19 protein-coding genes and 1 pseudogene are annotated in these 22,064 nt (G+C 73.1%); 7 read left to right on the top strand and 13 right to left on the bottom strand.

Annotated elements, in window-relative coordinates:
• Positions 1-236: 236 nt before the first annotated feature.
• The gene (locus ACFWBW_RS21645) at positions 237-929 is read right to left on the bottom strand and encodes a metal-dependent transcriptional regulator (RefSeq protein WP_385374803.1); all 693 of its coding nucleotides are present in this window, start codon (positions 927-929) and stop codon (positions 237-239) included.
• 268 nt (positions 930-1,197) lie between these two features.
• Here ACFWBW_RS21645 and ACFWBW_RS21640 point away from each other — a divergent pair, with 268 nt between their 5' ends.
• Positions 1,198-1,953, top strand: a complete 756-nt coding sequence (locus ACFWBW_RS21640; protein ID WP_385374801.1) for an SIS domain-containing protein — start codon at positions 1,198-1,200, stop codon at positions 1,951-1,953.
• Positions 1,954-1,982: 29 nt separating this feature from the next.
• Here the strand turns inward: ACFWBW_RS21640 and ACFWBW_RS21635 are convergent, their stop codons facing one another.
• Together ACFWBW_RS21635 and ACFWBW_RS21630 are read right to left on the bottom strand one after the other, a co-directional pair.
• Positions 1,983-3,293, bottom strand: a complete 1,311-nt coding sequence (locus ACFWBW_RS21635) for a PAS domain-containing protein (protein WP_385374799.1) — start codon at positions 3,291-3,293, stop codon at positions 1,983-1,985.
• A gap of 120 nt (positions 3,294-3,413) precedes the next feature.
• The gene (locus ACFWBW_RS21630; RefSeq protein ID WP_385374797.1) at positions 3,414-4,025 is read right to left on the bottom strand and encodes a hypothetical protein; all 612 of its coding nucleotides are present in this window, start codon (positions 4,023-4,025) and stop codon (positions 3,414-3,416) included.
• Positions 4,026-4,128: 103 nt separating this feature from the next.
• On the opposite strand from ACFWBW_RS21630, the gene ACFWBW_RS21625 reads away from it, so the two are divergent.
• Positions 4,129-4,335, top strand: a complete 207-nt coding sequence (locus ACFWBW_RS21625; protein ID WP_385374795.1) for a hypothetical protein — start codon at positions 4,129-4,131, stop codon at positions 4,333-4,335.
• Positions 4,336-4,609: 274 nt separating this feature from the next.
• Here ACFWBW_RS21625 and pdxH read toward each other — a convergent pair whose 3' ends face one another.
• Positions 4,610-5,233 carry a pyridoxamine 5'-phosphate oxidase gene (pdxH, locus tag ACFWBW_RS21620; protein ID WP_385374876.1) on the bottom strand — a complete coding sequence of 208 codons (624 nt, stop codon included), beginning with the start codon at positions 5,231-5,233 and terminating at the stop codon, positions 4,610-4,612.
• Positions 5,234-5,470: 237 nt separating this feature from the next.
• Here pdxH and ACFWBW_RS21615 point away from each other — a divergent pair, with 237 nt between their 5' ends.
• Positions 5,471-6,577 (top strand): citrate synthase 2, encoded by a 1,107-nt coding sequence (locus ACFWBW_RS21615; protein WP_385374793.1) that lies wholly within the window; start codon positions 5,471-5,473, stop codon positions 6,575-6,577.
• Between the two features lie 97 nt (positions 6,578-6,674).
• Here the strand turns inward: ACFWBW_RS21615 and ACFWBW_RS21610 are convergent, their stop codons facing one another.
• The 7 genes and pseudogenes from ACFWBW_RS21610 to ACFWBW_RS21580 all read right to left on the bottom strand — a co-directional run bounded on the left by ACFWBW_RS21610 (position 6,675) and on the right by ACFWBW_RS21580 (position 16,635).
• Positions 6,675-7,277 carry a TetR/AcrR family transcriptional regulator gene (locus ACFWBW_RS21610; RefSeq protein WP_385374791.1) on the bottom strand — a complete coding sequence of 201 codons (603 nt, stop codon included), beginning with the start codon at positions 7,275-7,277 and terminating at the stop codon, positions 6,675-6,677.
• Positions 7,265-8,008, bottom strand: coding sequence for an enoyl-CoA hydratase family protein (locus ACFWBW_RS21605; RefSeq protein ID WP_385374789.1), 744 nt, complete (start codon positions 8,006-8,008; stop codon positions 7,265-7,267). Before ACFWBW_RS21605 ends, ACFWBW_RS21610 begins: the two co-directional genes overlap by 13 nt.
• Before the next feature lie 471 nt (positions 8,009-8,479).
• Positions 8,480-9,670, bottom strand: a complete 1,191-nt coding sequence (locus ACFWBW_RS21600) for an acyl-CoA dehydrogenase family protein (RefSeq protein ID WP_385374787.1) — start codon at positions 9,668-9,670, stop codon at positions 8,480-8,482.
• Positions 9,667-11,643: an acetyl/propionyl/methylcrotonyl-CoA carboxylase subunit alpha gene (locus ACFWBW_RS21595; protein WP_385374785.1), complete on the bottom strand. Its 1,977-nt coding sequence runs from the start codon at positions 11,641-11,643 to the stop codon at positions 9,667-9,669. The genes ACFWBW_RS21600 and ACFWBW_RS21595 overlap by 4 nt, the downstream gene beginning before the upstream one ends.
• A gap of 8 nt (positions 11,644-11,651) precedes the next feature.
• Positions 11,652-13,250: an acyl-CoA carboxylase subunit beta gene (locus tag ACFWBW_RS21590; protein WP_385374783.1), complete on the bottom strand. Its 1,599-nt coding sequence runs from the start codon at positions 13,248-13,250 to the stop codon at positions 11,652-11,654.
• Between the two features lie 299 nt (positions 13,251-13,549).
• A pseudogene (locus ACFWBW_RS21585) lies at positions 13,550-15,751 on the bottom strand (acyclic terpene utilization AtuA family protein); the annotation flags it as partial.
• 68 nt (positions 15,752-15,819) lie between these two features.
• On the bottom strand, positions 15,820-16,635 hold the full coding sequence (locus ACFWBW_RS21580; protein ID WP_385374781.1) for a TIGR03084 family metal-binding protein: 816 nt from the start codon (positions 16,633-16,635) through the stop codon (positions 15,820-15,822).
• A 371-nt stretch (positions 16,636-17,006) separates the two neighbouring features.
• Between ACFWBW_RS21580 and ACFWBW_RS21575 the strand changes: the two genes are divergently transcribed.
• Positions 17,007-17,741, top strand: a complete 735-nt coding sequence (locus ACFWBW_RS21575) for an HAD family hydrolase (protein ID WP_385374779.1) — start codon at positions 17,007-17,009, stop codon at positions 17,739-17,741.
• Positions 17,742-17,804: 63 nt separating this feature from the next.
• On the opposite strand, the gene ACFWBW_RS21570 is transcribed toward ACFWBW_RS21575, so the two are convergent.
• Complete coding sequence (locus tag ACFWBW_RS21570) at positions 17,805-18,680, bottom strand: RNA-guided endonuclease InsQ/TnpB family protein (protein ID WP_385374874.1); 876 nt, start codon at positions 18,678-18,680, stop codon at positions 17,805-17,807.
• Between the two features lie 223 nt (positions 18,681-18,903).
• Here ACFWBW_RS21570 and ACFWBW_RS21565 point away from each other — a divergent pair, with 223 nt between their 5' ends.
• From ACFWBW_RS21565 to ACFWBW_RS21555, 3 genes are all read left to right on the top strand, one after another.
• A complete protein-coding gene (locus ACFWBW_RS21565) occupies positions 18,904-19,074 on the top strand; it encodes a hypothetical protein (protein WP_385374778.1) in 171 nt (56 codons plus the stop codon).
• Between the two features lie 144 nt (positions 19,075-19,218).
• Positions 19,219-20,127: a hypothetical protein gene (locus ACFWBW_RS21560; RefSeq protein ID WP_385374776.1), complete on the top strand. Its 909-nt coding sequence runs from the start codon at positions 19,219-19,221 to the stop codon at positions 20,125-20,127.
• A 62-nt stretch (positions 20,128-20,189) separates the two neighbouring features.
• Positions 20,190-21,086: a hypothetical protein gene (locus tag ACFWBW_RS21555; protein ID WP_385374774.1), complete on the top strand. Its 897-nt coding sequence runs from the start codon at positions 20,190-20,192 to the stop codon at positions 21,084-21,086.
• A gap of 26 nt (positions 21,087-21,112) precedes the next feature.
• Here the strand turns inward: ACFWBW_RS21555 and ACFWBW_RS21550 are convergent, their stop codons facing one another.
• Positions 21,113-22,057 (bottom strand): DMT family transporter, encoded by a 945-nt coding sequence (locus ACFWBW_RS21550; protein ID WP_385374772.1) that lies wholly within the window; start codon positions 22,055-22,057, stop codon positions 21,113-21,115.
• Positions 22,058-22,064 lie beyond the last annotated feature (7 nt).

Below are 22,064 nucleotides of genomic sequence, written 5' to 3'. Positions count from 1 at the left end.
CGGGGGGGGGGGGGGGGGGGGGGGGGGGGGGGGGGGGGGGGGGGGGGGGGGGGGGGGGGGGGGGGGGAAGGGGGGGGGGGGGGGGGCCCCCCCCCCCTCCCCCCACCCCCCCGGGACCATCCATACAGATCCACACCGGTCCGCGCAGGCCGACACCAGTCGGATTCGCTCGCACTGGCGACCTGATCGAACGACCGTGCGTCAGCCTGTCGACGACCCCCCAGCCCCTCCGTCCGTCAGCGCTTCGCGACGAACACGTGGGAGGCCACGTCCGCGTCCAGCTCCGCCGCCTCGCCCCCGCTGCCGACCAGCACACCGCCGGGCGACTCGGTCACGCTGACCACCGAACCGGGCTGTACGCCCGCCCGGCGCAGCGTGTACATCAGCTGCGCGTCCGTCTGGATCGGCTCACCGATCCGGCGGATCACCACGGTCTTGCCCTCCACGCCCGGGTCCAGCTCGGACAGGCTGACCATGCCCTCCTCCAGGAACGGATCGGCCTCGGCCTTCTCGCCCAGCTCCTCCAGCCCCGGGATCGGGTTGCCGTACGGCGATTCGGTCGGGTGGCGCAGCAGCTCCAGCACCCGCCGCTCCACCGCCTCGCTCATCACGTGCTCCCAGCGACAGGCCTCGGCGTGCACCTGCTCCCACTCCAGACCGATGACGTCGACGAGCAGGCACTCCGCGAGGCGGTGCTTGCGCATCACCCGCGTCGCCAGCTTGCGCCCCTCGTCGGTCAGCTCCAGGTGCCGGTCGCTGGCGACGGCCACCAGGCCGTCGCGCTCCATCCGCGCCACCGTCTGGCTCACCGTCGGGCCGCTCTGGTCGAGCCGCTCGGCGATGCGGGCGCGCATGGGGACCACACCTTCCTCTTCCAGTTCGAGGATGGTGCGGAGGTACATCTCCGTGGTATCGATCAGTCCGGACATTCGTGCCCCTCGGATTGCGTGCGCTGGCCCTGCTCCCAATTCTGACCCATCACGCCGACAACCGTCCCGTGTAGGACGTCAAGGGCCGTTCCGGACTGCCCGAAAACGCCCCTCCAGCCCCTCCGGGCACCTCTCATTGCGCCGCCCACCGGGCCTTTCGGCCCTTGGATGGAAGTTCGTATTGACACGCCCTTGGTCCAGACCGCACGGTGAGCGGCGGACACGGACGACAACCTCACCCACTCCCACCCCGGAAGGCCATCGGCGTATGAGCGAGAGCAAGCTGGCCGGTCAGTTCTTCGACGCCGCGATCGGTCTGCTGGAGCGGGTCCGGGACGAGGAGTCCGCCCGCATCAACGAGGCCGGAACCGTCATCGCGGACGCCGTGGCCGCCGGGAACAAGCTCTTCGCCTTCGGCGCCGGGCACTCCTCGCTCCCCGCCCAGGACGTGGTCTACCGGGCCGGCGGACTCGCCCTGATGAACTTCCTCGCCGTGCCCGGCACCGTCGGCATCGACGTCATGCCCGCCACCCTCGGCAGCGCCCTGGAGCGCGTCGACGGCCTCGCCGGGGCGGTCCTGGACAGCAGCCCGGCCAGTGACGGCGACGTCCTCGTGATCATCTCCCTCTCCGGGCGCAACGCCCTGCCGGTCGAGATGGCCATGAACGCCCGCGCGATCGGCCTCAAGGTCATCGGCGTCACCTCGGTGGCCTACGCGACCGGCACCAGGTCCCGCCACGTCTCCGGGACCTTCCTCAAGGACCACTGCGACATCGTCCTCGACAGCAAGATCGCGGTCGGCGACGCCGAGCTCACCCACGAGGGCATCGAAGCCCCCTTCGCCCCCGCCTCCACCGTCGTGACCAGCGCGATCATGCAGGCGGTCATGGCCGCCGCGGCCGGCGAGCTCGTCTCCCGCGGCGTCGAACCGCCGCTCCTGCGCTCGGGCAACGTGGACGGCGGCCACGAGTGGAACGGCCGCGTCATGCAGGAGTACGGCGACCGCATCTTCTTCCGCCACTAGGTCGCCGTTCCTGGCCGTGCCGGGGCCCATCACCGCCCCGCCAGGTCCAGATCCGCCGCGACACGGGCCGCCACCTCCTCCGCGTACGCCGCGTCCGCGCGCTCGAAGGCGGCCCGGGACGGCCCCCGCAGGAACGTCAGCGTCCCCAGGCTCCGGCCCCGGCTGCGCAGCACCGTGCACAGGGCGTGCGCCGCGCCCTCGGGCCAGCGCCGGGCGCCCGCCCACACCCCGTCGGCCTGCCCGCGCGGGGAACTGGTCCGCACCGACCCGGCCCGGTCCAGCGCCTGCAGCGCCGGGTGGCCCGCCTCGTAGCGCACCGGGATCGTCCCGGGCTCGGGCAGCCCGGGCAGTCCGGGCGGGGACGCCGCCCAGCGCAGCAGCCGCGCGGGGTCCCGTACCGGCTCCGGCTCCAGTACGTCCACCAGCGCGTGCTCGGCGAAGCCCGCCAGGGCGAACTCCAGCCGTACCGCCGCCGCCTCGGCCGGGTCCTCGCACTCGGCGGCGGCCCGCCCGGCCCGGTACAGCTGATGGGACCGGAACCGCAGCTGCGCCGTGTCCAGCTGCGCCTGGCGGGCCTCGGTGACGTCCTGGAACAGCAGCGCGACCCCGAGCGGTACGGGTTCCTCCGCGAGCGGCGACGCCAGGCGCAGGAACCCGCACCGCCAGCACCGCCGCCGCACGCCCTCGGGGCCCCGTACGGACACCCACAGCTCCGCCGGGGCCGGGGGCGCGCCCTCGGCCAGCACGTGCTGCAGGGCCCCCTCCAGCTCCTCCACCCCCTGCGCCAGCAGCTCCCCCAGCGGCCGCCCGAGCAACGCGGTGCGGCCGGAGCCGAAGGCGCGGGCGGCATGGGCGTTGACCACGGCGGGCCGCAGGTCCACATCCACGAGGACGACGCCCCAGGAGGCGTCCTCCATCAGCGCCTCGCTCAGGGCGATGGAACGCTCCAGGTCGATCTGCGCGTGCACCTCGCTGAAGGCGCAGTACACCCCGGCCGGTTTCCCGTCGGCGCCCGGCACCCCCGCGGACTGGGTCCGCACGAGCACCCGCCCGCCGCCCTTGGTCAGCAGCGCGAACTCGTGCACCTGCCGCCCCGGTACGTCCTGGGCGGCCATGAGCCGGTCCTGCACGTCCTGCGCGTCGGCGGGCCGCACGGCCCACCCCGCGAACCCCTTGCGCCCCACGGCCTCGATCGCCGACCACCCCAGGATCCGCTCGGCCTCACGGTTCCAATGGGTGATCACGCCGTCGGCGTCGAACGCGCACAAGGCCGCGTCCATCCCGTCCAGCAGCGCTGCGAGCAGATCGTCGGCGGTCTCATCACGTCCGGATGCAGTCACCTGGGCCCCCTGCAGGTGTTCGCGTGTGCGGCACGTCACGTCATTGAACTCGAACGTGACGCAGCACACACCCACTTCCCGCAATCATCCCGGTATGTCCGGGATGGAGGGGTCGGCCGGTCAGCCGAGGAGCACCACGAGGAACAGGATCCCGCCGACCGTGGCAGCACCGATCACCAGGTTCGCCCCGGCCGACCGCGCCCACCACTCCCGCCGCGCGGCGGCCCGGGCGATGCGCGCCTCCGCACCCGGATCCTGCTGCCACCCGGGGCCGCGCAGCCCGGTCCACACACCCCGGATGCGGGCCACTTCGGTACGGACCCCCTCGACTTCCCGGTCGTCCACGCACGGCAGGGAGACGCGCTTGCCCCCGGACAGGTAGGCGTACGCGGAGAGCTGCCCCGCGCCGGGCACCGCCCTCGCCCGCCCGGGCCAGGCCTCGGCCCGGATGTCGTGCAGCTCCGCCCACCGCAGCCGCCGCACCCGCAGGAGGCTCCGTACGGCGATCCCCTCCTCGTCCAGGACGGTGAACCGGCGCGGCCGGGCGTACGCCATGAAGGCGATGAACAGGCCCGTCAGGACAGGCAGCGCCACCCTCCACCAGAGCGGCAGGCTGTCGTGAGTGGACGACTGATAACACCCGCCCACCCAGACGAGCCCCATCCACGCGTACGCCCCCGCAGCCGATCCCGCCCTGACCCGGTACTCGCGCGGCAGCATCCCCTGATCCATGTGGCCCCCCGCCTCCGCGGCAAGGGTAGGCGAGCGGGGGCAACGGCCAACAGGTGTCGGCGAGTCCTGTGAGGGCCCCGATACGGGGAGTACGGTCGCTTGTGTGGCGACCAAGAAGATCACGGTCACGACCTCCCAGCAGCAGCTGCGGGAACTCGTCGACTGGCTCCAGGAGGAGCACGGCCCTGTCACCGAGGGCGAGCGCGCGGACGCGTTCGAGGACTTGGAGCGGCTCGACGCCGAACACGAACGCCGCCGCGACCCGGCGGCTCCGGAGGCCCTGGATACGCCTGCTGAATCGGCCCCGTAAATCGGTTGAGCGCGCTCCGCGGCGGTGCCTACAGTGGCCGCACACGAGAAGGGAGGTGGTTGCCGCAATGTACGGAAACCGGACGCGTGAGGTGGCTGCGGGCTAAAGCGCCCGTTGTCGCACGCACCCAGTGCGGTGCCCGGCGGAGTCGCCGGCGCCAATCCCAAGCAGTCACCCGACCCGCGAGCTCGCCGGTACGTCCGGCCGGCTTCCCCCACTGCAGGGGGGAAACCCGAGCTCGCGGGTCGTCTGCGTGTACGGGCCCCCTACGGGGTCACGGGCAGAGCCGTTCCACGCGCCAGGTGCCGGCCTCCAGGACGTAGCGGAGGCGGTCGTGGAGGCGGTTCTCGTGGCCCTGCCAGAATTCCACCGCGTCGGGAACCACGCGGATGCCTCCCCACTGCGGGGGGACCGGGACCTGTTCGCCCTCGGGGTAGCGGGCTTCCAGTTCCGCGTAGCGGCGGTCCAGTTCCGCGCGGGAGGCGATCACCGTGGACTGGTCGCTGGCCCAGGCGCCCAGCTGGGAGCCGTGGGGGCGGGAGCGGAAGTACGCCGCCGTCTCGTCGCGGCCGATGCGCGAGGCCGTGCCGGTGACGATGATCTGGCGGGCGATGGGGTGCCAGGGGAAGAGCAGGGAGACGAAGGGGTTGGCGGCCAGTTCGCGGCCCTTGCGGGAGTCGTAGTTCGTGAAGAAGACGAATCCGCGCTCGTCGACCTGCTTCAACAGGACCGTGCGCGAGCTGGGGCGGCCGTCCGGGGTTGCGGTCGCGACGACCATCGCGTTGGGTTCGAAGACGTTCGCCTCCGCAGCGTCGCGGAACCAGCGCGCGAACTGGCCCATCGGCTCCTCGGCGAGGCTTTCCTCGGCGACGAGCTGGGAGCGGTACTGCTTGCGCATGTCGGCAGGGTCAAGGTGCTGATCGGTCACGCGGCCATCCTGCCGCAGCGGCGCGTCCGCGACTGTGCCGTATGTCACGCTTCCCCGCGCCAAGCGGAACGTACAAAATCTTGGGGCCGGTCCGACGGTCCCGAACGGATGACCATCGGCCGTGCCGGGCATCAACGGGGATGACCGCGCCGGACCGCGAATCACGCCGGGAGCCGCGCGTGTTCGCACTATTTGAGGAGCCGCCTGATGTCCGACTTCGTACCCGGTCTCGAGGGAGTCGTCGCGTTCGAAACGGAGATCGCCGAACCCGACAAGGAAGGTGGGTCGCTGCGATACCGGGGCGTCGACATCGAAGACCTCGTGGGCCACGTCTCCTTCGGGAACGTCTGGGGCCTGCTGGTCGACGGTGCCTTCAACCCCGGCCTGCCGGCCGCCGAACCCTTCCCGATCCCGGTCCACTCCGGTGACATCCGGGTCGACGTGCAGTCCGCACTCGCCATGCTCGCCCCCGTGTGGGGGCTGAAACCGCTCCTCGACATCGACGAGCAGACCGCGCGTGACGACCTCGCGCGCGCGGCCGTCATGGCGCTGTCGTACGTGGCCCAGTCCGCGCGCGGCCAGGGACGCCCGATGGTCCCGCAGAGCGAGATCGACAAGGCCGAGTCCGTGGTCGAGCGGTTCATGATCCGCTGGCGGGGCGAGCCCGACCCGCGCCACGTCAAGGCCGTCGACGCCTACTGGACCTCGGCCGCCGAGCACGGAATGAACGCCTCGACCTTCACCGCGCGCGTGATCGCCTCGACGGGTGCCGATGTCGCGGCCGCGCTGTCCGGCGCGGTCGGCGCCATGTCCGGGCCGCTGCACGGCGGGGCGCCCTCGCGCGTCCTCGGCATGATCGAGGAGATCGAGCGCACCGGCGACGCCGTGGCGTACGTGAAGAAGGCCCTGGACAAGGGCGAGCGGCTGATGGGCTTCGGCCACCGCGTCTACCGCGCCGAGGACCCGCGCGCCCGCGTGCTGCGGCGTACGGCCAAGGAGCTGGACGCCCCGCGCTACGAGGTGGCCGCCGCGCTGGAGAAGGCCGCCCTGGAGGAGCTGCACGCGCGCCGCCCCGACCGGGTGCTCGCGACGAACGTGGAGTTCTGGGCCGCGATCATGCTGGACTTCGCGGAGGTCCCGGCGCACATGTTCACCTCGATGTTCACGTGTGCCCGTACCGCCGGCTGGTCCGCGCACATCCTGGAGCAGAAGCGCACGGGCCGCCTGGTCCGCCCCTCGGCCCGCTACACCGGGCCGGGCGTGCGCAACCCGCGCGAGATCGAGGGCTACGCGGACATCGCCTCGACCGCCTGATCGTGCCGGCCGGCCGGCTGCCCCCGCACAGGGCCGCCGCTCGTCGACGGGCGCCGCATCCCCTCGGGGTGCGGCGCCCGTCGCGTTCCCGGGGGCCTCAGCCCAGTTCCGAGTCCAGGATCCGGGCCCACTGGGCGACCACCCGCGCCCGGCGGGTGGTGTCGTCGGTGAGGACGTTGGCCAGGCCCAGGCCGCGGGCCATGTCGAGCAGGCCCTGCACGGTTTCCCGTACGCCCGGTACGGACTCGTCCGCGGCCAGGAGTTCCACGGCGATGCGGTGGGTCTCGCGGCCCACGCGGGCCTCCAGCTCGGCCACGCGGGGCCGCAGCTGTTCCTCGTGGGAGGCCGCGACCCACAGCTGGAGGGCGGCGCGGAACATCGGGCCGGTGTACAGGTCGATGAGCGCCCCGACCACGTCGGCGCGGGCCGCCGGGGCAGCGCCGCGCGGGAACAGGTCCAGCAGCGCGGTCGAGCGCACCTCCGCCATGTACTCGACGGCCGCGGTGAACAGTTCCTCGCGGGTGCGGAAGTGGTGCTGGGCCGCCCCGCGCGAGACGCCGGCCCGCTCGGCGACGACGGCGACGGTGGATCCGGCCCAGCCCTGTTCCGCGAGGCAGGAGACGGCCGCTTCGAGGAGGTGACGGCGGGTGACCCGGCTGCGGGCCTGCTTGGGGCCGGTCTCCGCGGTCACCGCAGCCATGACGGGTCCCGTCGCTCGAAGCGGGCGCTGATGCCCTCGCGGGCCTCGGCGGAGGCGAAGTACCGGGCGGACAGTTCGGTGAGGGCGGCTCCGTCCCGCTCCAGGGCGGCCCGTACCGGGGCGGTGACCAGACGTTTCGTCGCGGCCACGGCCTCGGGGCCGGCCTTGAGGAGGCCTTCCAGGACGGGGGCGAGCACCTTGTCGACGTCCGCGTCGGTGGTGTGGAGGGTGAGCAGGCCGATGCGGGTGGCTTCGGCGGCGTCGAAGACCTCGGCCGTCAGGAAGTAGCGGGCCGCCGCGCGGGGGTCCAGGCGCGGGAGCAGCGGCGCCGAGATCACGGCCGGGACCACGCCGAGGTGGGTCTCGGTGAAGGCGTACGTGGACCCGTGCCCGGCGGCGGCGATGTCGCAGACGCCGAGCAGCCCGAGGCCGCCCGCGCGGACGTGGCCGGTGACCCGGGCGACGACGGGCTTGGGGAGTTCGGCGATCTCCCGGAGCAGGGCCAGGAAGTCGGCCGGGTCGCAGGGGGACTTGAGGTCGGCGCCGGCGCAGAAGGTGGTGCCGGTGTGGGTGAGGACGACGGCACGGGTCGCCGGTGCGGTTGCCTCGGCGGCCAGGGCGGTGCGGAGTTCTTGGACCAGGGTGGCGGAGAGGGCGTTGCGGTTGGCCGGGGAGTCGAGGGTCAGGGTGGTGAGGCCGGGCGTTCGCGCGGCGTGGACCAGTGGGGGCATGTCTCCTCCGGAGGGGGTGATCGGTCGGTCGGGATCCCCTCCGGGGAGGGTATGCGGGTCGCCTGCGGCGGGCTCCGGTGGGCCGGGGCTGTGCGCCGCCGCGGGTGTGGGTGCCGCTGCGCGGGGCGGAGTCCCCTACCCGCCCTTCGCCCGTTCCCAGAGCTCTGCCCTGACCCGGTCCTCAAACGCCGGACGGGCTGGAGGGGTCCCGGGCTGCGCCCGGACCCCCTGGGGCTCCGCCCCGGACCCCCGGGAACGGCGCCGCACGCGGCAACGGGTCCGGGCGCAGCTCTGGGAACGGGCGAAGGGCGGGTAGGGGAACTCGCCCCGCAGGGCCCACCCAGCCGCACCCGCCCACCGGCACCCGCCGGGGACGGCAGTGGCGGGCACCCCGACCACGCACCGCCGGACGGAGTCCGGCGCAGCGGGGCGAAGCCCGCGCAGCGGTGCGAGCTCCGCGTCAGGAAGGTGTCAGTAGGACTTGGGGAGGCCCAGGGTCTGGTGGGAGATGAAGTTGAGGATCATCTCCCGGCTGACCGGGGCGATCCGGGCCACCCGCGAGGCGACGATGAGCGCCGCGAGGCCGTATTCGCGGGTGAGGCCGTTGCCGCCCAGGGTGTGGACGGACTGGTCCACCGCCCGGACGCAGGCCTCCCCCGCGGCGTACTTCGCCATGTTCGCGGCCTCACCCGCGCCCATGTCGTCGCCGGCGTCGTAGAGGTGGGCCGCCTTCTGCATCATCAGGCGGGCCAGTTCGAGGTCTATGTGGGCGGCCGCCAGGGGGTGCGCGATGGCCTGGTGGGCGCCGATGGGGGTCTTCCAGACCTGGCGGGTCTTCGCGTAGTCGACGGCCCGGGCGAGGGCGTAGCGGCCCATGCCGATGGCGAAGGCGGCGGTCATGACGCGCTCGGGGTTGAGGCCCGCGAAGAGCTGGAGCAGGCCCGCGTCCTCGTCGCCGACCAGGGCGGAGGAGGGGAGGCGTACGTCTTCGAGGACCAGCTCGAACTGCTTCTCCGCCGCCTGGAGTTCCATGTCGATGGGGGTGTAGGCGAAGCCGGGGGTTTCGCGGGGGACGATGAAGAGGCAGGGCTTGAGGCTGCCCGTGCGGGCGTCTTCCGTGCGGCCCACGATGAGGGTGGCGTCGGCGATGTCCACGCCCGAGATGAAGACCTTGCGGCCGGTCAGGACCCAGTCGTCGCCGTCGCGGCGGGCGGTGGTGGTGATGCGGTGGGAGTTGGAGCCGGCGTCGGGTTCGGTGATGCCGAAGGCCATGGTGCGCGTGCCGTCGGCGAGGCCGGGGAGCCAGGCCCGCTTCTGGTCCTCGGTGCCGAAGCGGGAGATGACCGTGCCGCAGATGGCGGGGGAGACCACCATCATGAGGAGCGGGCAGCCGGCGGCGCCGAGTTCCTCGAGGACGATGGAGAGTTCGGCGATGCCGCCGCCTCCGCCGCCGTACTCCTCGGGGAGGTTCACCCCGAGGTAGCCGAGCTTGGCGGCGTCCGCCCACAGTTCGTCGGGGTGGCCGCCCTCGCGGGCCGTGCGGGCGAGGTACTCGCGGCCGTACTTGCGGCCGAGGGCGGCGACCGCCGCGCGCAGGGCCTGGTGTTCCTCTGTTTCGAGAAGCGTGGTGCCGAGCGTCGTGGTGCCGGGGGTGGAGCTCATGCTTCCTCCTGGACTACGGCGAGCAGGGCGCCGAATTCGACCTGTTGGCCGGTGACGGCGTGGAGCGCGGTGAGCGTGCCGGAGGCGGGCGCGAGGATGCGGTGTTCCATCTTCATGGCCTCCAGCCAGAGCAGGGGCTGCCCGGCGGTGACGGCGCTGCCGGGGGCGAGGCCCTCGGCCACGCGGACGACGGTGCCGGGCATGGGGGCGAGCAGGGAGCCCGGTTCGGTGCGGTCCTGGGGGTCCTCGAACCGGGGGACGGGGGTCAGGGCGTGGGAGCCGAGCACGGAGTCCACGTACGCCGTGTTCGATTTTTGTTTCACGTGGAACAGCCGCCGGACGCCGTCGACTTCGAGGGTCACCAGGTGGCGTTCGGCGGACAGGATGCGCACGCCGGGGTGGTCGAGGAGCTCCGGGGGGCCGGTGCGCGACGGGTGGTAGCGGACTTCGTACTCGGTCCCCGCGGCCGTGTAGCGGCGGCTCTGCGGCTGGGAGCGGAGGTTGCGCCAGCCGCCGAGGCGGGTGGCGAGGGGGGCGTCCGGGTGGGGGGCGGACTCGGCGAGGGCGGCGGCGAGCGCACTGAGTACGGGGGCGCGGTCCTCCGGGGCGGCCTCGGTGAGGGCGGGCAGGTGGCGCTCGTAGAAGCCGGTGTCGAGCCGGGCTGCCGCGAACTCCGGGTGCCGCAGGGAGCGTACGAGGAGCTCGCGGTTGGTGGTCAGGCCGTGGATCCGGGCCCCGGCAAGGGCGTGGGCCAGGGCGCGGACTGCCTCGGCGCGGGTCGGGGCATGGGCGATGACCTTGGCGAGCATGGCGTCGTAGTGGACGGAGACCGTGTCCCCGTCGGTGAAACCGGTGTCCACGCGGACCTCGCCGGGGACGGCGAGGGTGTGCAGGGTCCCGGTCTGCGGACGCCAGTCCTGGGCCGGGTCCTCGGCGTAGAGGCGGGCCTCGACGGCGTGTCCGGCGGGCGCCGGGGGGTGCAGGGGCAGGGCGGCGCCCTCGGCGATCCGCAGTTGCAGCGCGACGAGGTCGATCCCGAAGACCGCTTCGGTGACGGGGTGTTCCACCTGGAGGCGGGTGTTCATCTCCAGGAAGTACGGGCGGCCGTCGGCGGTGACCAGGAACTCGACCGTGCCCGCGCCCTCGTACGAGACCGCGCGGGCGGCGGCCACGGCGGCCTCGTGGAGCGTGCTGCGCAGGGCCTCGGGGAGGCCGGGCGCGGGGGCTTCCTCGATGACCTTCTGGTGGCGCCGCTGGAGGGAGCAGTCGCGGGTGCCGAGCGCCCAGACGGTGCCGTGGGAGTCGGCGAGGATCTGCACCTCGACGTGGCGGCCGCGCTCCACGTAGGGCTCGGCGAAGACCTCTCCGTCGCCGAAGGCGGACAGGGCCTCGGCGGAGGCGGCTTCGAGGGATTCCTTGAGGGAGTCGAGGTCCCGGACCACCCGCATCCCGCGGCCGCCGCCGCCCGCCGCGGCCTTGAGGAGCAGCGGGAGGTCGGCGGCGGTGGCCGCGTGCGGGTCGACGGGGTCGAGCAGCGGGACTCCGGCGGCGCGCATCAGCTCCTTGGCCCGGGTCTTGGAGGCCATGGCCTCCATGGCCTCGGGCGGCGGGCCGACCCAGGTGAGTCCGGCGGCGCGGACGGCGCGGGCGAAGTCGGCGTTCTCGGAGAGGAACCCGTAGCCGGGGTGGACGGCGTCGGCGCCCGCCGCGAGGGCGGCGCCGATGACCAGGTCGCCGCGCAGGTAGGTGTCGGCGGGGGCCGCGCCGGGCAGCCGTACGGCCGCGTCGGCCGCGCGGACGTGCAGGGCGTCGGCGTCGGGGTCGGAGTGGACGGCGACGGTGGCCAGGCCCAGCGCGCGGGCCGTGCGGAAGACGCGGACGGCGATCTCGCCGCGGTTCGCGACGAGGAGGGAGTGCAGGGGCGGGTTCTGGGTCGGGTTCAGGGGCGGGTTCTGCGGCGGGTTCAGAGTCATGTGCGGGCTCACATCCGGAAGACGCCGAAGCCGCCACGGGCGCCCTCGACGGGGGCGTTGTGGACGGCCGAAAGGCACAGGCCGAGGACGGTGCGGGTGTCGCGGGGGTCGATGACCCCGTCGTCGTACAGCCGTCCGGACAGGAACATCGGCAGGGACTCGGACTCGATCTGCGCCTCCACGAAGGCGCGCATGCCGGCGTCGGCCTCTTCGTCGTAGGGCTGTCCCTTCGCCGCGGCCGACTGGCGGGACACGATCGAGAGCACCCCGGCGAGCTGGGCGGGGCCCATGACCGCGGACTTGGCGCTGGGCCAGGCGAAGAGGAAGCGGGGCTCGTAGGCGCGGCCGCACATGCCGTAGTGGCCGGCGCCGTAGCTGGCGCCGATGAGGACGGAGAGGTGGGGGACCTTCGAGTTCGAGACCGCGTTGATCATCATCGAGCCGTGCTTGATGATGCCGCCCTGCTCGTACTCCTTGCCGACCATGTAGCCGGTGGTGTTGTGGAGGAAGAGGAGCGGGATGTCGCGCTGGTTGGCGAGCTGGATGAACTGGGCCGCCTTCTGCGATTCCGCGCTGAACAACACCCCCTGGGCGTTGGCGAGGATGCCGACCGGGTATCCGTGCAGGCTGGCCCATCCGGTGACCAGGCTGGTGCCGTAGAGGGGCTTGAACTCGTCGAAGTCGGAGGCGTCGACGATGCGGGCGATGACCTCGCGCGGGTCGAAGGGGGTTTTCAGATCGGCGGGGACGATGCCGAGGAGTTCCTCCGGGTCGTGGAGGGGTTCTTCGGCGCGGGCCGGATCGGGGTGGGCCTTGCGGTGGTTGAGGCGGGCGACGACGCGGCGGGCCTGGCGGATGGCGTCGTGCTCGTCGAGGGCGTAGTAGTCGGCGAGGCCGGAGGTCCGGGCGTGCATGTCGGCTCCGCCCAGGGACTCGTCGTCGCTCTCCTCGCCGGTGGCCATCTTGACGAGCGGCGGGCCGCCCAGGAACACCTTGGAGCGGTCCTTGATCATGATGGTGTGGTCCGACATGCCGGGGATGTACGCGCCTCCGGCGGTGGAGTTGCCGAAGACGACGGCGATGGTGGGGACGCCGTCGGCCGAGAGCCGGGTGAGGTCGCGGAAGATGGCGCCGCCCGGGATGAAGATCTCCTTCTGGGAGGGGAGATCGGCGCCGCCGGACTCCACGAGGCTGATGCAGGGCAGTCGGTTCTGGCGGGCGATCTCGTTGGCGCGGAGCGCCTTCTTGAGCGTCCAGGGGTTGGAGGCGCCGCCGCGGACCGTGGGGTCGTTGGCGGTGACCAGGCATTCGACGCCCTCGACGGTGCCGATGCCGGTGACCATGGAGGCGCCGACCGGGTAGTCGCTGCCCCAGGCGGCGAGCGGGGACAGCTCCAGGAAGGGGGTGTCCGGATCGAGGAGCAGCTCGACGCGCTCGCGGGCGAGGAGCTTGCCGCGGGTCTGGTGGCGGGCGGTGTACTTCTCGCCGCCTCCGGCGAGGGCGGTGGCGTGCGCGGCATCGAGCTCGGCGAGGCGTTCCAGGGCGGCTGTACGGGCCTGCGCGTGCTCGGGGGCGAGCGGGTCGACGGCGCTCTTGAGGCGGGTCACGGGGTCCCCTCCGGGGTCGGGGTGGGTACGGGGGGCTCCGCGGATGCCTGCCGCAGGGCCGTGGAGGGCTCCGCCGGGGGTGCCGGCAGGGCTGCGGAGGGCTCCGCGGGGGGTGCCGAGGATCCGGGAGTCGCCGCGGGCGGTGTCGGGGCTGCGGGGGGCTCCGCGGGCGGGGCCGAGGATCCGGGAGGCGCCGCGGGCGGGGCCAGGGCTGCGGAGGGGGCCGCGGGCGGTGCCGAGGATCCGGGGGGCTCCGCGGGCGGTGTCAGGGCTGCAGAGGGGGCCGCGGGTGGTTGCAGCAGGGCTGCGGGGATGTCCGCGTGGCGGGAGCGGAGCCATTCGCCGAGGGCCTTGGCCTGGGGGTCGAAGCGGTGGCCGGAGGCCACGCCGTCGCCGAGGATCCGGGTGATGGTGAAGTTGAGGGAGCGGAGGTTGGGGAGCTCGGCGCGGGTCACTTCCAGTGGGGCCGTTTCGGGGAGCAGCGCCTTGAAGGCTTCGACGGTGAGGGTGGCGCGCAGCCACTCCCAGGCGGGGCCGCTCTCGGCCCACACGCCGACGTTGGCGTCCCCGCCCTTGTCGCCGCTGCGGGCGCCGAGGATGGTGCCGAGCGGCACCCTGTGGGTGGGCGCGGTGGGCGCCGCCGGCGCCGCCTGATCCGGGGTGGCCCGGGCCTCCCGCTCGGGGACTCCCGGGGCCTGCGGCTCGGGGGTGGTGGGCCCTGCGGGGCTTTCCCCCACCCCGCCCCTTCCCGAAACCGGGGGCTGCGCCCCCGGACCCCCGGGGGCGGACTCCGCCCCTGACCGTCCCGGAACCACAGGCTGCGCCCCAGGACCCCCGGGGCCGGACTCCGCCCCTGACCGTCCCGAAACCGGGAGCCCAGCCCCCGGACCCCCGGGTCGGGGCTGCGCCCCCGAATCCCCAAGGCCGGACTCCGCCCCTGACCGTCCCGGAACCACAGGCTGCGCCCCTGGGCCCCCCGGGCCGGACTCCACCCCTGGCCGTCCCGGAACCACAGGCTGCGCCCCTGGGCCCCCCGGGCCGGGCTCCACCCCTGGCCGTCCCGAAACCGGGAGCCCAGCCCCCGGACCCCCGGGGCCGGGCTGCGCCCCGGCGCCTTCGCGGGGGCCGGCACCGGGGTCCCGCGCCTCAAGCGCCGGAGGGGCTGAAGGTGCAGACGGGACCGGGATTCCGGCGCCGCCGGGGGCATTTGGGGTGCGGGTCTGGGCGGAGGTCGGGGAGCGGGGGAAGGGTGGGGAGGGGACGTGCCCCGTAGGGGTGTGGTCCGCGCGCACCGGGAGGCGGGTGCTGTCCGGTAGGACCGCCGTGTGGGGGACCTCGCCCGAGGCGACCGCGGTCGCCTCGAAGACTCCGTACGGCTGGGCCGGGGACGGTGGGGCCGTTACGTGGAAGCCCGGGTAGCTGGCCAGGGCCAGTTCGATGGCCGCCGAGGTCAGGGCCCGGCCCACCCTGTCGGGAGACGGGTCGCGGACGACCAGGCGGAGCAGTGCGCTCGCGGTCTCCTCCGTCTCCGCATCCTCGTGGTCCGTGCGGGACAGCGTCCAGGAGACCGACTCCACCGGCTCGAGCAGCGCGGCCAACTGCTCCCGGACCAGCGCGGCCTTCGCGTCCACGTCCAGGCCCGTCAGGACGAAGACGACCTCGTTGCGCCAGCCGCCAACGCGGGTCACGCCCACCTTGAGGGTGGCGGGCGGGGCTTCGCCCAGGACCCCGGAGATCCGGACCCGGTCCGCGCCCGCGTCCGTCAGCCGGACCGTGTCCAGGCGGGCCGTCACGTCGGGGCCGAGGTAGCGGACTCCCTGGGTTTCGTAGAGGAGTTGCGCCGTGACCGTACCGACGCAGACGATGCCGCCCGTGCCCGGGTGCTTCGTGATGACCGACGAGCCGTCCGATGCGATCTCCGCCAGCGGGAATCCCGGGCGGGACACGTCGTGCCGGGTGAAGAAGGCGTAGTTGCCGCCCGTGGCCTGCGTGCCGCACTCCAGTACGTGGCCCGCCACCACCGCTCCCGCCAGCCGGTCGTGGTCCTCCGGCGCCCAGTCGAACCACCACGCCGCGGGCCCGCTCACCAGGGCCGCGTCGGTGACCCGGCCGGTCACGACCACGTCCGCGCCCGCCCGCAGGCAGGCCGTGATCCCGCCGCCGCCGAGGTAGGCGTTCGCGGTGAGTGCGCCTTCCCCGGACGGCAGCGGGTACGGCATCAGGTCGTCGCCCTCCACGTGCGCGACCGAGACGGGGACGGACAGCTTCGCGGCCAGCGCGCGTACCGCTCCGGCGAGTCCCGCGGGGTTCAGGCCGCCCGCGTTCACGACGATCCGTACGCCCCGCTCGTGGGCGAGGCCGAGGCACTCCTCCAGCTGGCGCAGGAAGGTCTTGGCGTAGCCGAGCTCCGGGTTCTTCAGCCGGTCGCGGCCGAGGATCAGCATGGTCAGCTCGGCCAGGTAGTCCCCGGTCAGTACGTCGAGGGGGCCGTCCGTCAGCATCTCGCGCAGGGCGTCGAAGCGGTCTCCGTAGAAGCCCGACGCGTTGCCGATCAGCAGGGGGCGCCGGGTCACCGGGAGGCCTCCGGCGCGCGCCCCGGGCCGGCCGGGCCGGCGAAGGCCTGGGCGATGCCGAGCCAGCGGTCGGCGTCGGGGCCGGTCGCCGTCAGGGACAGGTCGGCTCGGTGGGCGCGCTGGGTCACCAGCAGGCAGAAGTCGAGCGCCGGTCCGGTGACCCGCTGGGGCGCGTCCTCGGGGCCGTACGTCCACACCTCGGCGCGGTCTCCCGGAGCCGTCAGTTCCACCCGGAACGCCTCCGCCGGCGCGGGCAGTCCCCGTACCGCGTACGCGTAGTCGCGCGCCCGCACTCCGATCCGCGCCACGTGCCGCAGCCTGGCCGTCGGTACGCGGCGCACCCCGAGGGCGTCGGCGATGTCCTGGCCGTGGGCCCAGGTCTCCATCAGGCGGGCGCTCGCCATCGACGCGGCCTTCATCGGAGGCCCGTACCAGGGGAACCTGGCGTCGGGGGAGGCCGCGGCGAGGGCCTCGCCGAGTGCGGTACGGCCGTCCCGCCAGCGGGCGAGCAGCTCGGCGGGGGCCAGTGCCGCGCCCTCCTCGGCGCCCGCGTCGACGAAGGAGTCGGGGGCCTTCAGCGCCTCCTCGACGAGCCCCGCGAAGGCGGCGGCGTCGGTGAGGGCGAGCAGCGAGGCCCGGTCGGTCCAGTGCAGGTGGGCGATCTGGTGGGCGAGGCTCCAGCCGGGCGCGGGCGTGGGCTTCGCCCAGTCGGGGGCGGGCAACTCCCCTACCAGAACATCGAGTTCCCGGCCCTCCTCGCGGAGATCGGCGAAGACGGCGAAGGCGTTCTCGACAGCGGACGGATCGGGCACGGGTGCGCTCCCCTTCTCGGCGTGAGGGGAAGCGTGGCAGCCGGCACGAAAACAATCAAGCGTGCTTGCATTTATTTTTTCGAAGCGAACGGGGTTGGGTGAGAGTCGACTTGGGCGGCAGCATGGTCGGCCACACCGTCGCGACGGTCCCGGGCGTGCCCTGCGGGGGGCCGTCCCCCACCCGCCCTTCCACCGTTCCCCGGGCTCCGTCCGGACCCTTGCCGGGTGCGGCGCCGTCGCCGGGGGCCGGCCCCCGGACCCCCGTCTGGGGCGGTGCCCCGAGGAACCCTCGCTCGAGGGTCCCCTTGCGCGCCGCCTGCCTCCGCGGCGAGGATCCCCGTCACGGCCGAGCGCAAGACGGGGACGGGGACATGGACGCGTACGGGGACGAAGGCGGGCTCGCGGGCTCCGTCAAAGGCGTGATGTTCGACTTCTCCGGCACCCTCTTCCGCGTCGAGCCCACCGAGGACTGGCTGCGCGCGGTCGTGGCGGACGCCGGGATCGACCTGCCCGAGGCGGAACTCACCGCCTGCGCGGCCCTGCTGGAAGAGGCCGGCGCCCTTCCGGGCGGCGCCTCGCCGCGGCGGCTGCCGGCCCGGCTGGAGCCCTTGTGGCGGGAGCGGGACCTGAGCCCCGAGCAGCACCGGGCCGCCTACACCGCCCTCACCCGCGAGGTGCCGCTGCCCTCCCCGGAGCTGGCCGACGCCCTCTACGACCGGCACTGGACCCCCGCTGCCTGGCGGCCCTACCCCGATACCGCGGCCACGCTCGCCGCCCTGCGCGAACGGGGCGTCCCCGTCGCCGTCGTCAGCAACATCGGCTGGGACCTGCGGCCCGTCTTCCGCGCCCACGGGGTCGACCGGTTCGTCGACGCCTACGTGCTCTCCTTCGAGCACGGGGTCCAGAAGCCCGACCCCCGCCTGTTCCAGGTCGCCTGCGACGCCCTCGGAGCGGCGCCCGCGGACGTGCTCATGGTCGGCGACGACGCCGTCGCCGATACGGGGGCCGCGGCGCTGGGGTGCCCGGTCCGGCTGGTCGAGCACCTGCCCGTCGAGCAGCGGCCGAGCGGACTGGGCTCGGCGCTCCGGCCGCTCGGACTCCTCTGACGCGCAGCCGCGCGGAAGGAATCAAGCCGCGGTGCCCTCCAAGGCTGATCGGGGATTCCTGGCTCAGGCATCCACTTGGGGCAGCGCCCCAGGTGGTCTTACGCCCTCAGCACCAGCCGGGTTGAGACCAGCCCGGACCAGCATCACGCGTGCGGAGTTCTTGTCCCTGGGGGACGCGGCTCCGCACTCGGTGCAGGCATATGTTCGCATCGAGAGAGGTAGTGCGTGCTTGGTTCTCGCTCCGCACTGCGCACAGTCCATCGTGGTGTGCGCGGGGTGTACCAGGTACACGGCCCGGCCGTGCTTCCGAGCCATCTCGATCAGGGCCGTCTTCGTCGCGGCGATCGCCGCGTCGGCCGCCTTACGGGCCATGGTGGACTTGGCCAGGAACTTCGGACGGAAGTCCTCCACGGCCAGTGCGTCGTGGTCGCGGACGACGGACTTGGCCCACTTGCGGCCGGTGTCCCGGCGTTGCCGGGCCACCTTCTTGTGCAGCTTCGCGACGTGCTTCTTCGCCGCCTGGTAGCCCTTCGACCCGGGCTTGCCCTTCGCCGGCTTACGGCGGGCCATCATCCGCTGATAGCGGACCAGGCCGGCGGAGGCCTTCCTGCCGTACTCCGCGTGCGGGAGGTCGTGGTCGTCGCTCTTCCACTTCGGCATCCCGGCCCGCTGCCGCACCGGCAACCGGCCCTTAATATCCTTCTGCGCCTTGGCCCGGGACTTCGCGAAATCCCGGATCAACTGCTGCTGCACAACCGAGGACCCATCCCGAAGCCAGGCATTCCCGGTGCGGGCCTCAGTCAGCATCTTGTCGAGCTGCGCCGGGCCACAGGTCCGCTTGTCCGCACCCTCGGGCCGGCCCTTGTTCCACAAGTGCGTCTGCTTCGACTTCGCGCAACACTCGTTCCAGACCCAGCGGCACCGGTCCCACTCACCCATCAGGGCGGCGAGCGCGGTGGACGACACGCGGACACGGAAAGTCCACCGGCATACCCGGCATCCCCCGCCATCGGTGTCATCGCCATCCCAACAAGCTAGCCCCGCCCACTGACAACAGCCGAGAGCCGGCCTGGACGCGAGCGGGGAGGGACAGGGCCGCTGACGGGAACAAAGCCACGGTTGAGGCCTTCCCTCCGGTGCGGGCTGCTGGGATGCTCCCCGCATGACGACTCCTCGGATGTACTTCGCCGTCGCCGCCCTGAGCGCCCTCGCGCTGGGCGTGGCCATGGCCAGCGGCTGGGGCCAGGACTTCCCGGACGGGGAGCACGCCGAAGCGAACGTCCAGCACGCCGACGTGACTCCCCTGCCGGCCGGCGACATCATCTGGAACTGACCGGACCGGCTTGGCCTGAACTCGTCCCACCCCACTCCTATTTGCCACTCAAACCTCCCTGGAACAACGGGAGTCGGTATAGCGTCATCGCCGACCATGACGGGCACGAGGTACGAGGTACCGGGCACGGGGGGCTGGAGCGACATGAGTGTCGACGTTCGCTATCGGGTGGAACGGATCGCGCTGGCCCTGATGTCCACATCGGGCGTCGTGGTACTGATCGCGGACCTCCTCGGGTGGCTCGACGCACTCGCTCCCGGGGGTGCGCTCCCCAAGGTGACCCTGCTCATCCTGAGCACGGTCACCGTGTTCCTCCTGCTGGAGATCGACCGGCTGCGCAAGCTCGACGTGGTCGAGGCGCAGGTCACCCGGCTCGACGAAACCCTCCGGACGCAGATCGCCAGGCTCGACACCAGCTTCCAGGCACAGCTCGCCAAGCTGGACATCGAGACCGTCGCGGAGCAGCTCAAGCAGGAGAACTACCTCGGCGTGATCCGGGTGCACCCGGATTTCCCCGACGTGGAGTTCAACGCGTTCGTGGAGGGCGCCACCCAGGAAGTGGCCATCCTGCAGACCTTCGTCCCCAACCTGGCTCACCTCCAGCCCTCGCTGGAGAAGGCTCTGGTGGACCACGGCGTCCCGGTGCGCATCATGCTCCTGTACCCCTCCTCCCCCGTGGCGGGGCTGCGCGACGAGGCACTGCGTTCCGTACGGGACCCCGCCCTCACGCTGGACGTGAAGGCCCGGGTGGAGATGTCCCTGGCCGGCCTCGCGGAGCTGCACAGGGCGGTCGGGCCGGCGGGACGCGCCCTGCTCAGGGTGCGGGTGTACAACTCCCTGCCGTCCATCGCCGTGCACAAGGCCGACGAGCACTTTCTGGTCAGTTCGTTCCTGCACGGCCAGCTGGCCGTCGACTCCACCCAGACCGAGATCGACGGCGGCGACACCACGATGGGACGGCAGGTCCAGAAGGAGCTCGACACGCTGTGGGAGATCGGCCGCGACGTGGCGCTCCCCGACTGGCGCGAGTCGCTCAGGAACATCAGCTGGTGATCCGGCCCCGGCACTAGTCCCAGATTCAGATCCAGATCCAGATCCACGGGAAGGGTACGGCCATGCACGACTTGGGCGCTCCGGGCCGGCAGGACCGGCTGCACAGGCCGGACGAGCTGGACGAGCTGGATGAGCTGGATGAGCTGGACGGCTTCGAGAACGGGCTGATCGAGCGCTTCGAGGAGCATCCGGTCCTCGCGAACATCACCCGGCTGCCCGACGAGGACTTCACCGCGCTCCTGCTCCAGCGGCGCTTCGTATCGCTCGCCTTCACACCGTCCTACGACCTGGCCATCGACCTGCTGCGCGACGAGGAGGGGCTGCGGATCGCCCGGTTCATCCTGCGCGAGGAGTACCCGGGCGCCACGGGGCACGCGCCCTCGCACCGCGAGGACATGACGGAGGACCTGCGCCGGCTCGGAGTGTCCAGGGAGGCCCTCGTGGCGTCGAGGCCCACGGCCGCGACGCAGCGCGCCATCACCGACACCCTCGAGCTGATCGCGGAGGCCGGCGGCCACGCCGACGCAGATCTGCGGCTGCTGACCTTCCTCCGCTTCTGGGGCGAGGTGCTGGTCTCCGTCGAGTACGGGCGGCTGTGGGAGCGGATGGGGCCGCTGTTCACAAGCGAGGGCGGCGGGCTCAACCGTTCGCGCTTCTACCACCCGCACCTGGTCCACGACGCGAAGACGCATTCGCTCGCGACCGTGTCCATGCTGTCCGACACCCACTCCGACCGGCTGGCCGCCCGGGTGACCGAACTCCTCGGCCGAGCAGACGGGACGGACACGGCTGACAGGGCTGACACGGCTGACAGGGCTGACACGGCTGACAGGGCTGACAGGGCTGACAGGGCTGACAGGGCTGACGGCTTCAGGGAGACCGAGGAACGGGCGCTGCGGCTCAAGTCCGGCTTCTACGACCAGTTCCTGCCCGCGCTGGACCCGTCGCCGACAGCCTGAGCAGCGGAAACGTCCCGCAGGTGGGCCTACGGGCGGGTCTGCGAGCGGACCGCGCCCATGCTCGCCACGATGACCAGCGCGATCGCCGCCGCGTCGAGCGCCGACAGCGCCTGGTTCAGGATCAGGAACCCGGCCGTCGCGGCGATCGCGGGCTCCAGGCTCATCAGGATCGCGAAGGTCGGCGCCGGGAGCCTGCGCAGGGCGAGCAGTTCCAGCGTGTAGGGCAGGACCGAGGACAGCAGCGCCACGCCGAGGCCCAGGAGCAGGGTGCTGGGGCTCAGCAGGGCCGAGCCGGCCTCGATCACGCCGAGCGGCAGGGACAGTACGGCGGCCACGGCCATGGCCAGCGCGAGCCCGTCGGCCTGCGGGAACCGGCGGCCGGTCCGCGCGCTGAACACGATGTACGCAGCCCACATGCCGCCCGCCGCGAGGGCGAAGGCCACGCCCAGCGGGTCGAGCCCGCCGAGGCCGCCTCCGCCGTGGGTGGACAGCAGGACGACTCCGGCGAGCGCCAGCCCGGCCCACAGCAGGTTGAGCAGGCGGCGGGAGACCACGACGGAGAGCACCAGCGGGCCCAGCACCTCCAGGGTGACGGCGGGGCCGAGCGGGATGCGGTCGATGGCCTGGTAGATGAAGCCGTTCATGCCGGCCATGGCCACGCCGAACCACACCACGGTCGACCAGTCGGAGCGGGAGTACCCGCGCACCTTGGGCCGGCAGACGAGCAGCAGCACCAGCGCGGCCGCGGCGAGCCGCAGCGTGACCACGCCGGCCGCGCCCGCCCGCGGCATGAGCATCACCGCGAGGGCCGCGCCGAACTGCACCGAGACGCCCGCCGTGACCACCAGGGCGACGGGACCGAAGCGGGCCCGGAAGGAGCCGTCCGCGGGGGCGGCTGCCGTCGTTTGCGGGGGCGGGGTGGGCGTGGCGGTGCTCGTGGCGGTGCTCGTGGGTGAGGAGGGTGCGGGCATTTATCCA

Origin of the sequence: Streptomyces sp. NPDC059957 (assembly GCF_042730015.1) — a bacterium.
In the GTDB taxonomy this organism is placed as follows: domain Bacteria; phylum Actinomycetota; class Actinomycetes; order Streptomycetales; family Streptomycetaceae; genus Streptomyces.
Note: the sequence above shows the minus strand (reverse complement) of the source record. Positions and strands in the feature narration are given on the sequence as shown.